This is a genomic window from Pseudonocardia sp. (genome assembly GCF_025965585.1).
Lineage (GTDB): Bacteria > Actinomycetota > Actinomycetes > Mycobacteriales > Pseudonocardiaceae > Pseudonocardia.
Map to the genome: position 1 here is coordinate 16,416 of NZ_JAOPWR010000445.1, position 12,701 is coordinate 29,116.

Consider the following 12,701-nt stretch of genomic DNA (forward strand, 5'->3'; position numbering starts at 1 on the left):
GGACGGTTGGGCCGGTGTGTGGGTGGGGGTCAGCGCCGGAAGGTGACCTGCAGGGTGGGCTGGCTGACGCCTTCGAAGAAGTCGTTCCCCTTGTCATCCACCACCACGAAGGCGGGGAAGTCCTCGACCTCGATCTTCCAGACCGCCTCCATGCCCAGCTCGGGGTACTCCAGCACCTCGACCTTGCGGATGCAGTCCTGGGCCAGGCGGGCGGCGGGGCCGCCGATGCTGCCCAGGTAGAAGCCCCCGTAGGTGGCACACGAGGTGGTGACCTGCTTGGAGCGGTTGCCCTTGGCCAGCATCACCAGCGACCCGCCGGCGGCCTGGAACTGCTCGACGTAGGAGTCCATGCGCCCGGCCGTGGTGGGCCCGAACGACCCGGAGGCGTAGCCCTCGGGGGTCTTCGCGGGACCTGCGTAGTAGACGGGGTGATCGCGGAGGTACCGCGGCATCTCCTCGCCGGCGTCGAGCCGCTCGGCGATCTTCGCGTGGGCGATGTCGCGGGCGACGACGAGCGAGCCGGACAGCGATACGCGGGTCTTCACCGGCAGCGTGGAGAGCTGGGCGCGGATCTCCGCCATGGGGCGGTTGAGGTCCACCCGCACGACGTCCTCGACCGCGGCGTCGCTGAGGTGCTCCTCGGTGACGTCGGGGAGGAACCGGGCCGGGTCGGTCTCCAGCTGCTCCAGGAACACGCCCTCGGGCGTGATCTTGGCCTTGGCCTGGCGGTCGGCCGAGCACGAGACCGCGATGCCGACGGGCAGCGAGGCGCCGTGGCGGGGCAGCCGGATCACGCGCACGTCGTGGCAGAAGTACTTGCCGCCGAACTGCGCGCCGATGCCGAACTGGCGGGTCAGCTCCAGCACCTGCTCCTCGAGGTCCCTGTCACGGAAGGCGTGGCCGATCTCGGAACCCTCGGACGGCAGGTGGTCGAGGTAGCGGGCGGAGGCGAGCTTGGCGACCTTGAGGTTGTACTCGGCCGACATGCCGCCGACGACGATCGCGAGGTGGTACGGCGGGCAGGCCGCGGTGCCGAGCGAGCGGAGCTTCTCGTCCAGGAACTTCGCGAGCTTGTTCGGGTTGAGCAGCGCCTTCGTCTCCTGGTAGAGGAAGGTCTTGTTCGCCGAGCCGCCGCCCTTGGCCATCACGAGGAACTCGTACTTGGGCGTCTGCCCGGGCACCGAGTACAGCTCCACCTGCGCGGGCAGGTTGGTGCCGGTGTTCTTCTCGTCCCAGAACGACGTGGGCGCCATCTGCGAGTAGCGCAGGTTGAGCTTCTCGTAGGCCTCGAAGATGCCCCGCGACACCGACTCCTCGTCGTTCCCGCCGGTCAGCACCGTCTCGGTGCGCTTGCCCACGACGATCGCGGTGCCGGTGTCCTGGCACATCGGCAGCACGCCGCCCGCCGACACGCACGCGTTGCGCAGCAGGTCGGTGGCCACGAAGCGGTCGTTGGGCGACGCCTCGGGGTCGTCGACGATCGCGCGCAGCTGGGCGAGGTGGCTCGGCCGCAGCATGTGCTGGATGTCGTGCACGGCCTCCGCGACCAGCGCGGTGATGGTGGCGGGGTCGATCTCGAGGAACGTCCGGCCCGCCGCCTCGACGACCGTGCCGGCCGGCAGGTCCAGGCAGCGGTACTCGGTCTCGTCGGGACCCAGCGGGAGCACGTCGGTGTGGCGGAACTCGGTCACGGGGGTCACGCTACAACGCCCCGTCGGGCGGGGTCGGGAGGCCGGACCGGCCCCCGACCGGTCCGGCCCCCCGGAGGTGGCGCGTCCGATGTGTACCGGACGCGCAGGTCTCCGCAGATGGACCATCCCGTGTCCCCGGCGTTGCGTCAAACGCTGGCGCGAACTCGCGCTCCTCGCCGTAAGGTCGGGACATGCCTGGATCGATTCTCGGGACCTCCGTCCGCCGCGTCGAGGACCTCGACCTGATCACCGGGGCCAGTACCTACGTCGGCAACCTCCGGCTGGACGGCATGCTGCACCTCGCCTTCGTGCGCTCGCCGCTCGCGCACGGCCTCGTCACCGGCATCGACACCGGGCAGGCGGCGGCCGCGCCGGGCGTCGTCGCGGTGTACACCGCCGCCGACCTCGACCTGCCCGCCCACCACGGCCTGATGGTTGTCAACCCGGACCTCCCGCGCCCGCCGCTCGCCGTCGACCGCGTGCGCTTCGTCGGCGAGGCGGTGGCCGTCGTCGTCGCGGAGACGAAGGCGCAGGCCGTGGACGCCGCCGAGCTGGTGGAGGTGGACTACGACCCGCTGCCCGCCGTCGTCGACCCCGAGGCGGCACTCGAGCCCGGGGCCGAGCCGCAGTTCGAGGGCCGGGACAACCTCGCCGCGGGCGCCCGCTCCGACGAGGACGTGCTCTCCGACGCCGAGGTCGTGGTCCGGGCCCGCATGGTCAACCAGCGCATCGCCGTCATGCCGATGGAGGGCAACGCCATCGCGGTGCTCCCCGGCGGGTTCGAGGGCCACGACGACGATCTCACGATCTGGGTCTCCACCCAGATGCCGCACGGCTTCCGCGCCCAGGCGGCGAAGCTGTTCGGCCTGGAGAACGACCGCGTCCGCGTGATCGCCCCGCACGTCGGCGGCGGGTTCGGCGGCAAGGCCGGGATGATCGCCGAGCACACCACCGCGGTCGGCGTCGCGCGGAGGCTCAACCGGCCGGTCACCTGGGTCGAGACCCGCTCGGAGAACCTCGTCTCGATGCCGCACGGTCGCGGCCAGGTCGCCTACTACGAGCTGGGCCTCACCCGAGCGGGCACGATCACGGGCCTGCGGGCCCGCGTGGTCGGCGACTCCGGCGCCTACGCAGGCTTCGGCGGCGCGCTCTCGATGGGCCCCACCTACGTGATGAGCCAGGGCGTCTACGCCATCCCCAAGATCGCGTTCGACGCCGCCGTGGCGCTGACCAACACCACGCCGATGGGGGCGTTCCGCGGCGCGGGCCGCCCGGAGGCCACCGCCCATCTCGAGCGGATCATGGACCTGGCGGCCGACGAGCTGGGCATGGACCCCGTCGAGTTCCGCCGTCGCAACTTCATCGACCCCGCGTCCTTCCCGCTGACGACGCTGCCCGGCGCGCGGTACGACGTGGGCGACTACGACCTGCCGCTGCGCGAGGCGCTGCGCATCGTCGACTACGACAAGCTCCGCGAGGAGCAGCGCACCCGCCGCGAGACGAGGGACCCGGTGCAGCTGGGCATCGGGCTGTGCGTATACGTCGAGATCACCGCGGGCGGCGGCGGCACCGAGTTCGGCTCGGTCACCGTGCACGCCGACGGCACCGCCACGATCTCCGCGGGCACCTCCGCACACGGGCAGGGCCACGCCACGGCGTTCTCGATGCTGACGAGCGACCGTCTCGGCATCCCGATGGACAAGATCCGCTTCGTGCAGTCCGACACCGCCATCGTCCCGCGGGGTGGCGGCACCGGGGGCTCACGGTCGCTGCAGATGGCCGGCAACGCGGTGACCATGGCCGCCGACGACGTGCTGGAGCAGGCCCGACGGCGCGCCGCGGAGCTGCTCGAGGCCGCCCCCGACGATGTCGAGCTGACGGAGAACGGCGAGTTCGGCGTCGCCGGCGTCCCGTCGGTCACGCTCACCTGGACGCAGGTGGCGAGCGCGGGGGAGGAGGAGCTCTTCGCCGGCCTCGACTTCCGGCAGGAGGGCGCCACGTTCCCGTTCGGCGCGCACGTGTCCGTGGTGGAGGTCGACACCGAGACCGGCCGCGTCACGCCGCGCCGCCACGTCGCCGTCGACGACTGCGGTCGCATCGTCAACCCGCTGCTCGTGGCGGGCCAGCAGCACGGCGGGCTCGCCCAGGGCGTCGCGCAGGCGTTGTTCGAGGAGATCCTGTTCGACGACGAGGGGCAGCCCATCACCTCCACGCTCGCCGACTACCGGATGCCCAGCGCTGCCGACCTGTTCTGGTTCGAGACGTCCAACACCGAGACGCCCACGCCGATGAACCCGTTGGGTGCCAAGGGGATCGGGGAGTCGGCCACGGTCGGGGCCACCCCGGCGGTGCAGAACGCCGTGGTGGACGCGCTCCGCCCGTTCGGCGTGCGGCACGTGGACCTGCCGTGCACGCCCGAGAAGGTGTGGCGGGCGATCCACTCGCCCTCGGAGCTCTGGCACGAGCCGCCCGCGGTCTTCGCGACGCTTCCGGTGCGTGAGGGGGCGTCCGGCGCTGCGTCCGGCGGGGAGATCTGACCCGGAAGTGCGACCGGACCTGTCCGTTGCGGTAGGTCCGGCCGCCCCGTGTGTCGCGTTCCGTCGACACGTCCGGAAGGGTGTGACGTGACCCACGTTCCCCCCAACGGCGAGGAGACCCCCGTGAGCTCGAGCATCGATGGCGCTGCCATCGACAGGGTGCTGCAGGACGCGGTCGACAGCGGCGCAGTACCCAGCGTCGCGGCGATCGCTGCCGACCGCGACGGCGTGATCTACGAGGGTGCGGCCGGTCCGAAGGCCGCGGGCAGCGACGAGCCGCTCAGCACCGGCACCCACTTCCGGATCATGTCGATGACGAAGATGGTGGCCACGACGGCCGCCCTTCAGCAGGTGGAGAAGGGCACGCTCGACCTCAGCGCGCCGATCAAGGAGTACTGCCCCGAGTTCGCCGACGTTGCGGTGATCGACGGCTGGGACGGCGACACGCCGCGGCTGCGCGCCCCGGCCGGCGACGCCACGGTGCACCAGCTGGTCACCCACACCACCGGTCTGGGCTACTGGTTCTGGAGCGAGGACCTCATGAGGTGGGAGGCCGCCACCGGCACCCCCAACGTGCTGTCGGGCTCGAACGTCGTCTTCACCGCGCCGCTGCTGGCCGACCCCGGCACGCGGTTCATCTACGGCATCAACACCGACTGGCTTGGCAAGGTCATCGAGGCCGCCGGCGGCGTGAAGCTCGACGTCGCCGTCAAGGAGGGCATCACCGGGCCGCTCGGCATGAACGACACCGCGTTCCAGGTCGCCGAGGGCTGGAAGGACAGCATCACGCCCGTCCACGTCAAGGGCGAGGACGGGACGTGGGTCGACAGCGGCATCGAGCTGAACCAGACGCCCGAGTACTACGCGGGCGGCCACGGTCTCTACTCCACGCCCCGTGACTACGTGAAGTTCCAGCAGGCCCTGCTGCGCGGCGGTGAGCTGGGCGGCGAGCGCATCCTGCAGGAGGCCACGGTCGACGCGGCGTTCACCAACCAGATCGGCGACCTCGACTTCCCGTCCTCGATCCCCACCGCCGACCCGACGGCGTCCGGCCCGTTCAACGCCGGCCCCGGCTACAAGTGGGGCTATGGCCTGCTGCTCAACACGCAGGACGTCCCGGGCATGCGCCGTGCCTACAGCGGCGCGTGGGCCGGGCTGTGCAACACCCACTTCTGGGTGGACCGCTCCACCGGCATCGTCGGATCGATCTACAGCAACTTCCTGCCGTTCATCCCGCAGGAGGCGCTGGATCTGTATGCGAACTACGAGAAGGCGCTCTACGCGTCCCTGTAGCCAGGCGGAGCGCCCCGGGGTGCGGATCGTCGCCGGCTCTTGTCAGACTGCCTGCGTGACTGTGCACGAGAGCAGTCTTCGGCAGGAGGAGACACGATGAGGCTGGCGACGATCCGTACCGCTACGGGGAACCGCGCCGTCCGGCTGGACACCGACGCGGCCGTGGAGACCGGCGACGCCGACGTCCGGGCCCTGTTGGAGCGGCCCGACTGGCGCCACCGGGCCGCCGCGGCCGCGGGGCCGTCGCACCCGCTCGACGGCATCGACTACGCGCCGCTGGTGCCCTCGCCCGAGAAGATCATCTGTGTCGGGTTGAACTACCGCGACCACATCCTCGAGATGGGCAACACCCCGCCCGACTACCCCACGATCTTTGCCAAGTACGCGCCGGCGCTGGTCGGGGCGCACGACGACATCGTGCTGCCGTCGGTGTCGGACAAGGTCGACTGGGAGGCCGAGCTCACCGTCGTCATCGGCTCCCCGGTGCGCCACGCCGACGCCGACACCGCGCGCGCCGCCATCGCCGGCTACACCGTGATGAACGACGTCAGCGTCCGCGACTGGCAGAACCGCACCAAGCAGTTCCTGCAGGGCAAGACGTTCGAGCACACCACGCCGCTGGGCCCCTGGCTCGTCACCTCCGACGAGGTGCCCGAGGGCGGCCTGCCCATCGGCACCGTGCTCGACGGCGAGACCATGCAGAGCTCGTCCACGTCCGAGCTGGTGTTCGGGCCGGTGGACCTCGTCGTCTATCTCTCGACGATCCTCACGCTGAACCCGGGTGACGTCATCGCCACCGGTACGCCAGGCGGCGTCGGCCACGCCCGCAAGCCCCCGCGCTACCTCACCGACGGGGCCGTGCTCGTCACGACCGTCGAGGGCGTCGGGGAGCTGCGCAACACCTGCCGCTCGGAGAAGAGGTGACGCGGACCGTCGCCGACTCGCTCGCCTGGGCCGGCGACGGGGCGGCCCACCTGCGGGGCCTCATGACACGCATGGGCGACGATGCGTTCGCCGCGCCGTCGGCGCTGCCAGGCTGGAGCCGGGCCCACGTGCTCACCCACGTCGCCCGCAACGCGGACGCGATGATCAACCTGCTGACCTGGGCCGGCACCGGTGCCGAGACACCCGCCTACGCCAGCTCCGAGGCCCGCGACGCCGCCATCGAGGCCGGCGCCGAGCGGTCGCCCGCCGAGATCCGCGAGGACGTGGTGGCCTCGTCGGACCGGCTCGCCCAGGTCGTGCGCAAGCTGCCCAAGGAAGCCTGGTCGAAGCACGTCACCGACGTGCAGGGCCGCGAGATCCCGGCAACCGACATCCCCTGGATGCGGGCGCGCGAGATGTGGGTCCACGCCGTCGACCTGGACGTCGGGGCCTCGTTCGCCGACTTCCCGCCGCCGATGCTCACCGAGCTGCTGGCCGAGGTCGCCACCGCGATGGGGACGAAGGAGGGCTGCCCGCACATGCGGCTCGTCGCCGACGACGGCATGTGGGCGGTCGGAGACGAGATGGGCGCCGTCACCGTGACGGGGCCGGCCTCCGAGCTCGCCGCCTGGCTGCTGGGCCGATCGAAGGGCAAGGAGCTGCGTGCCGACGGCTCGCGGACGCTGCCGGCGCTGCCGCGCTGGTTGTAGGACGGACCCGGTGGACCCCGACTTCGACGCGGTGCACACCGCGCTCGCGCTGAACGCCGCGTCCCGGCCGGCGTGCTTGCCGAGGCGGAGGCCGCCGAGGCGCGGGGTCACGGTGTCGACCGTGTCGACGCGACGGACGTCGCTCTCGTGACGATCGCCGGCGGGGCGCTCAGCCCAGCCACGTGACGGACGGCTCGGCGTCCGGTCGCGGGGAGGGCACCGGCCCGGCGGGCGTGCCGAGGTAGATCCAGCCCGTGACCTCCTCGCCGTCGTACAGGCCGAGGTGGGCACGGACCTTCGGTGCATGGCCGTACCAGCCGGTGCGCCACATCGCGCCGAACCCTCGCAGGTGGGCGGCCAGGACGAGGCCGTGGGCAGCGCAGACGGCCGCGGCGCGCTGCTCCCACATCGGCACCTTCGGGTGCTCGTGCGGTGTGGCGACGACCGCCACCACCATCGGCGCGCGCAGCGCTTTGGTGCGCGTCCGTGCCAGCTCGGCCGGCGTGGCGTCAGGGCTGCGCTCGGCGTGCGCGGCGGCGAAGGAGTCGCCGAGCGGGACGAGGGCGGGCCCCTCGATCACGACGAAGCGCCACGGTCGCAGCCGGCCGTGGTCGGGGACCGCGGACGCGGCCACCAGCAGGTCGTGCAGTTCGTCCGGATCCGGCGCGGGGGCGGCCAGCGATGGCCGGGACCGCCGCCCGCGCAGCAACTCCAGGGGGTCGTCTCCGCTCACCGAACACCTCCGATCGTGGGGTTCAGCCAAGGCTACCCTCATCTCCGGCGACGGGGGTCGCCGGTGACCCGGAGGTAAGGCATGCACGCGTTCCGCTACGGGATCGAGCACGAGCTCGCGATCCTGCGCACCGACGGGTCGTTCGCGGACCACACCGACCTGGCCTTCGACGACCTCCAAGCGGTGGTCGACGCCTTGCCGGAAGATCCGGGAGACTACCCCGACCTGCGCGTCGGCGACCAGGGGATCAAGCGCAAGCGCTGGTACGTCGAGGGGTTCGAGCGCTTCGACGAGAGCGGCGGACTGGTGCGCTGCGACCCCAAGGGACTGGAGATCCGCACCCGGATCCACGGCACGGTCGAGGAGGCGGTCGCCGCGGTGTGGGCAGACTCCGCGCTGATGGACGCCGAGCTGGCGCGCCGCGGCCTCGTGTCGACGGCGATCGGGTTCAACCCGCTGCGCTCGGAGTACGCGATCGTGCCGCCGCTGAACGCGTGGGAGGAGGGGCACCGGATGGGGTCGCCGGAGGAGCGCACGGCGTACCTGCACATGAGCACCTACGGCCCGGACCTCAACCTCTCGTGCGAACGCCTCGATGCGGCCGGGCTCGTCGATGTCGCCCGCAAGCTGACGCACTACAGCCCGTGGCTGGTGCCCCTGTCGTTCTCCTCGCCGTTCCGCGACGGGGCCGCGTGGGGCGGGCTGTCGGCGCGCACCCACCTCCGGACGGGGCAGCGGCCCGCCGTGATGGTGTTCCTCGGCGACGGCGACCCCCAGGTGGACGCCGACCCGTCGCTCACGCAGCTGTCGCGGCTGCCCGCCGAGGTGGGCCGCATCGAGTTCAAGGCGTTCGACGCCTGCCCCGACGTGGTGCTCTACGGGGAGCTGCTCAGCCTGCTCACCGGCCTGGTGCTCGACGAGACGCTGGCCGGGCGCCGCACCACCCCTGACGCGATCGCGCACCAGCACGTCGCCCGCGTCGGGCTGGCCGACGACGACGTGCACCGCGGCACCGGCCAGCTGCTCGACGCGGCCGAGAAGGCGCTCACCGGGCGCGACGCGGACCAGACCCGGCTCGACGCGCTGCGCGAGCGCTGGTCGGCGCGGCACTGCCCGGCCGTGGACATGCTGGCGGCCTACGAGGCGGGGGAGCAGGTGGCCGGACTGCGCCGGAGCTGATCCCGTGCTCGTCATGATCACCGCTCGTCATGATCACCGCTCGTCATGATCACCGTCTCGGCGCGGGAACGGCCGTATGTGGCCGGGAACGTACCGAGTCGGTGCTCATGGGCTGGTCAGGCGCCGTGCCCGAGCCGCCGGCTGACCACGGCTGCGGCCTCCACCACCGCGGCCCGGGTGCGGCGGTGCTGCGCCGGGCCCGATCGGTCGCTCGGGGCAGCCACCGACAGAGCCGCGATCACCGTGCCGTCCTCGCCGCGCACCGGCGCACCGACCGACACCACGCCCACGCGACTCTCCTCGCGGTTCTCGGCCCAGCCCCGCTCGGCGACCTCGCGCAGCCGCTCGCGCAGTGTGCCCTCGTCGATCAGCGTGAACGGGGTGATCCGGCGCGGTGTCCAGGCCTCCAGGCGCGCGTCGAGCTCGTCAGGGGCCAGCGCGGCGAGCAGCACCTTGCCGGTGCTCGTGGTGGTGGCGGGCAGGCGGGTGCCGACGCGGGCGAAGATCCGGACAGTGTGCGGGCTCTCCAGCCGGTCGATGTAGACCGACTCCAGCCCGTCGAGCACAGCGAGCTGCACCGTCTCGCCGGTGGACGCCCGCAACGTGGCCATCACCGGCATCGCGGCCTCGTGCAGGTCGAGGTTGGGGCCGACGTTCGCGCCGAGGTCGTACAGGGCGAGCCCGAGCCGGTAGCTCCCCGTGGCGCGGCCGCGTTCCAGTAGCCGTTCCGCGGTGAGGGTGGCGAGCAGGCGGTGCACCGTGGACGTCGCGAGCCCGAGACGCCGGGCCAGCTCGGAGACGCCCAGCTCACGGTCGGTGCGGGAGAACTCCTTGAGCAGCCGGGCGGCGTTGCGCACCGACGTGAGCTCCCACGACGGCCGTTCCTGCTGCTTTCCCTCCATGCGGGAAGCTTCCCTTGTCGGGGGCGGCGGCGCTACCTAGCGTTCCGGGCACCACCACGAACTTGGCACCACCACGAACTAGGGAGTCGCCAGCGATGCTGACCGCCGAGCAGAACGACGAGCTGACCCAGGTCGAGGCCGGGACGCCGATGGGGGAGGTGCTGCGCCGCTACTGGTACCCCGTGGCGTTCACCCGCGAGCTCGAGGAGTTCCCCGTCAAGCGGGTGGAGCTGCTCGGCGAGTTCTTCGCGCTCTGGAAGAGCCCGAGCGGCCGGATGGGCATCGTCCCCGAGGCGTGCCCGCACCGGAAGGCGTCGCTCGCCTACGGCGTGGTCGAGGCCGACGGCATCCGCTGCCCGTACCACGGCTGGGTCTTCGACGCCGACGGGAAATGCACCGAGCAGCCCGCCGAGCGCGACAACACGCAGTTCCAGGACCGCGTCAAGGCACAGGCCGGCAAGGTCGAGGAGATGGGCGGGCTGATCTGGGCCTACGTCGGCCCGCACTCGGAGGAGAAGCCGGCGCCCGAGCTGCCGCGCTTCGACACCTACGTCATGGACGGCTACCGCGACATCGGCTGGGTCGACCTGCCCTGCAACTACGTGCAGATCATGGAGAACGCGGTGGACCCCCACCACGTCGAGTTCCTGCACGGGCGCTACTTCGAGTTCGTCGGCAAGCACGAGGGCTTCACCGCGCCGGCCTCGTTCGGCAAGGAGCACGTGAAGATCGGCTTCACCGCGTTCGAGTGGGGCATCATCAAGCGCCGCGTGCTCAAGGGCGCGAGCGAGGAGAACGACGACTGGAAGGTCGGCCACCCGCTGGTCTTCCCGTACAACATGCGCGTGGGCGGCGGCGGCATCCACCAGATGCAGATCCGCGTGCCGATCAACCGGACCACCACGCGGTTCATCCTCTACACGGTGCACAGCCCCGACGGCTACGAGCACGTCGACCAGCCCCAGATCCCCGACTACGAGGTGCCGCTGTTCGACAAGCACGGCCGCCACGTCACCAACTACGTCGAGGGCCAGGACATGATGGCCTGGTGCACGCAGGGCCCGATCACCGACCGCACCACCGAGCACCTGGGCCGCAGCGACATCGGCGTCGCGATGCTCCGCAAGATGTTCCGCGAGCAGATCGACCTGGTCGCCAAGGGCGAGGATCCGCTCGGCACCATCCGCGAGAAGCACGAGCGCATCGACCTGCCGTGCGAGAAGGACAAGTTCCACGCCGGCGGCGCCCAGTTCGCGCTCGACTTCTGCGACATGGGCTCCACCCGCTTCTCACCCGTCCTGGACACGATCAAGAAGATCCACATCAGTGCCGCGGACAAGATCGCTTCGGAGAAGGCCGCGGCTCAGGAATGAGTACCCCTGTGGACCGGCGGTTCGTGGCGGACGCCGCCGCGCACCGCCGGGACGCCCCGCGGTTCTGCCCGCACTGCGCGGGCGACCTGGCGATCGCCACGGAGTTCTGGGAGGCCGAAGAGCGCCGCTTCTACTGCTCCTGCAACGGCTGTGGCTGGACGGGGGAGATCACCCCCACGGGCGCCATGGCGACGGGGCACGAGCCCGAGCACTGACGCGGCTCCCGATCCGCGCGCGAGTTTGCGTCCTCGCACCGTCCACGGACGGTGCGCGGACGCGAAACGGCGCGCAGATGAGGGGTGGTCGTGGTCAGCGGGCGTGGGTGCCCCGGACGCGGGACACGACGTCGCGGACGCGCTCCTCGATGCCCCGCAGCTCCGTGAGGTAGAACCAGTAGTCCGGGTGCACGCCCTCGGCGAGGCGGGCACGGGCGTTCTCCAGCCGCACCGACTGGGCGTCGAGCACGGGGCCGAACTCCTTCACGAGCCCACGGTCCACCACCAGCCGCTGGGCGTCGCGCAGCACGAAGCGGGTGTCGGCGGCCCGCTTCGCGGGGTCCTGGCGCACCGCGCGCAGCCCGGTCAGCCGGTCGGTGACGGCGTCGTGGCGTTCCTCCGCGCGCCCGAGGGCGGCGCGGGCTGCGGCCACGGCGTCGCCGGCGTCGTCCCAGTCGCCGGCGTCGGCGTGACGGCGGGCGGTGGCGATCGCGGCGTCGGCCTCGGCGACGGCGGCACGGGCCCGCGGCTCGGCGTCCACGAGGTCGCGCGAGCACGGTTCGGAGAACTCCCGCCGCAGCCCCGACATCGCGGGCTCGATCCGCTCGATCTTCGTGAGTGCCGCCGCCCGTCGTGTGGTGACGCTGGCGAACGCCGAGCGCACGTGCTGCGCGGTGCGCGGTGCCTCCGCCGCCAGCGACGCGGCCGAGCGGGCCAGCTCCAGCACGTGCTGCGCGGCCTGCCGCCGCTCGTGCAGGCCACCGCTGTCGATCAGCGCCGCGGCACGGTCGGCCTCGGCGAGGCGCTCGGCGGCCCGTCGCGATCCGACGCCGGCGGCATCGGCCTGCGCGACGGCCGCGCGGGCGGACATCAGCGCGGTACGGGCCTCCTGCACCGCGCCGGGCAGGGCCCTGAGCGCGAACTCGGCCTCGTCGAGGGCCCGCGCGTGGGTGGAGCGGAACCGCCGGATCGACTCCCGGGCCCGCTCGACCTCGCGCAGCGCACGCTCGTCCGCCTCCTTCGCACCGCGGACCGGGCCGGTGCCGTCGAGGGGGAAGTCGCGCGAGGCCGTCAGGTAGGCCTCCGTGGCGGCGTCGCCGACCGAGGCCACCTGCGCCCACGCGTCGGCCAGGCGCTGCGGCGA

Annotated in this window: 11 protein-coding genes; 7 read left to right on the forward strand and 4 right to left on the reverse strand. The window is 72.1% G+C overall.

Annotation, left to right across the window (positions count from 1 at the left end; genetic code table 11):
* Positions 1-29 precede the first annotated feature (29 nt).
* Entirely contained in the window at positions 30-1,691 is a 1,662-nt protein-coding gene (locus JWR81_RS27325; RefSeq protein ID WP_297659107.1) for a fumarate hydratase, read from the reverse strand.
* A 191-nt stretch (positions 1,692-1,882) separates the two neighbouring features.
* On the opposite strand from JWR81_RS27325, the gene JWR81_RS27330 reads away from it, so the two are divergent.
* The 4 genes from JWR81_RS27330 (at position 1,883) to JWR81_RS27345 (ending at position 7,155) form a co-directional block, all read left to right on the forward strand.
* Positions 1,883-4,228, forward strand: coding sequence for a xanthine dehydrogenase family protein molybdopterin-binding subunit (locus JWR81_RS27330; protein ID WP_297659109.1), 2,346 nt, complete (start codon positions 1,883-1,885; stop codon positions 4,226-4,228).
* Between the two features lie 123 nt (positions 4,229-4,351).
* Positions 4,352-5,521, forward strand: a complete 1,170-nt coding sequence (locus JWR81_RS27335) for a serine hydrolase (RefSeq protein WP_297659111.1) — start codon at positions 4,352-4,354, stop codon at positions 5,519-5,521.
* A gap of 96 nt (positions 5,522-5,617) precedes the next feature.
* Positions 5,618-6,445: a fumarylacetoacetate hydrolase family protein gene (locus JWR81_RS27340; RefSeq protein WP_297659113.1), complete on the forward strand. Its 828-nt coding sequence runs from the start codon at positions 5,618-5,620 to the stop codon at positions 6,443-6,445.
* The gene (locus JWR81_RS27345) at positions 6,442-7,155 is read left to right on the forward strand and encodes a maleylpyruvate isomerase family mycothiol-dependent enzyme (RefSeq protein WP_297659115.1); all 714 of its coding nucleotides are present in this window, start codon (positions 6,442-6,444) and stop codon (positions 7,153-7,155) included. Before JWR81_RS27340 ends, JWR81_RS27345 begins: the two co-directional genes overlap by 4 nt.
* 169 nt (positions 7,156-7,324) lie before the next feature.
* Here the strand turns inward: JWR81_RS27345 and JWR81_RS27350 are convergent, their stop codons facing one another.
* Entirely contained in the window at positions 7,325-7,888 is a 564-nt protein-coding gene (locus JWR81_RS27350; protein ID WP_297659117.1) for a nitroreductase, read from the reverse strand.
* Positions 7,889-7,969: 81 nt separating this feature from the next.
* On the opposite strand from JWR81_RS27350, the gene JWR81_RS27355 reads away from it, so the two are divergent.
* Positions 7,970-9,067: a glutamate-cysteine ligase family protein gene (locus JWR81_RS27355; protein ID WP_297659119.1), complete on the forward strand. Its 1,098-nt coding sequence runs from the start codon at positions 7,970-7,972 to the stop codon at positions 9,065-9,067.
* Between the two features lie 116 nt (positions 9,068-9,183).
* On the opposite strand, the gene JWR81_RS27360 is transcribed toward JWR81_RS27355, so the two are convergent.
* Positions 9,184-9,969, reverse strand: a complete 786-nt coding sequence (locus tag JWR81_RS27360; RefSeq protein WP_297659121.1) for an IclR family transcriptional regulator — start codon at positions 9,967-9,969, stop codon at positions 9,184-9,186.
* A gap of 95 nt (positions 9,970-10,064) precedes the next feature.
* Between JWR81_RS27360 and JWR81_RS27365 the strand changes: the two genes are divergently transcribed.
* Both JWR81_RS27365 and JWR81_RS27370 read left to right on the forward strand, forming a co-directional pair.
* Entirely contained in the window at positions 10,065-11,342 is a 1,278-nt protein-coding gene (locus JWR81_RS27365) for a Rieske 2Fe-2S domain-containing protein (RefSeq protein WP_297659123.1), read from the forward strand.
* Positions 11,339-11,557, forward strand: coding sequence for a hypothetical protein (locus tag JWR81_RS27370; RefSeq protein WP_297659125.1), 219 nt, complete (start codon positions 11,339-11,341; stop codon positions 11,555-11,557). The genes JWR81_RS27365 and JWR81_RS27370 overlap by 4 nt, the downstream gene beginning before the upstream one ends.
* Positions 11,558-11,651: 94 nt before the next feature.
* Here JWR81_RS27370 and JWR81_RS27375 read toward each other — a convergent pair.
* Positions 11,652-12,701: hypothetical protein (locus JWR81_RS27375; RefSeq protein WP_297659127.1), on the reverse strand; the 1,050-nt coding region annotated here is incomplete at its 5' end.

Coding starts and splice junctions, on each gene's coding strand:
- JWR81_RS27370 (WP_297659125.1), top strand. CDS start 11,339: ATGAGTACCCCTGTGGACCGGCGGTTCGTGGCGGACGCCGCCGCGCAC.
- JWR81_RS27340 (WP_297659113.1), top strand. CDS start 5,618: ATGAGGCTGGCGACGATCCGTACCGCTACGGGGAACCGCGCCGTCCGG.
- JWR81_RS27355 (WP_297659119.1), top strand. CDS start 7,970: ATGCACGCGTTCCGCTACGGGATCGAGCACGAGCTCGCGATCCTGCGC.
- JWR81_RS27360 (WP_297659121.1), bottom strand. CDS start 9,969: ATGGAGGGAAAGCAGCAGGAACGGCCGTCGTGGGAGCTCACGTCGGTG.
- JWR81_RS27365 (WP_297659123.1), top strand. CDS start 10,065: ATGCTGACCGCCGAGCAGAACGACGAGCTGACCCAGGTCGAGGCCGGG.
- JWR81_RS27330 (WP_297659109.1), top strand. CDS start 1,883: ATGCCTGGATCGATTCTCGGGACCTCCGTCCGCCGCGTCGAGGACCTC.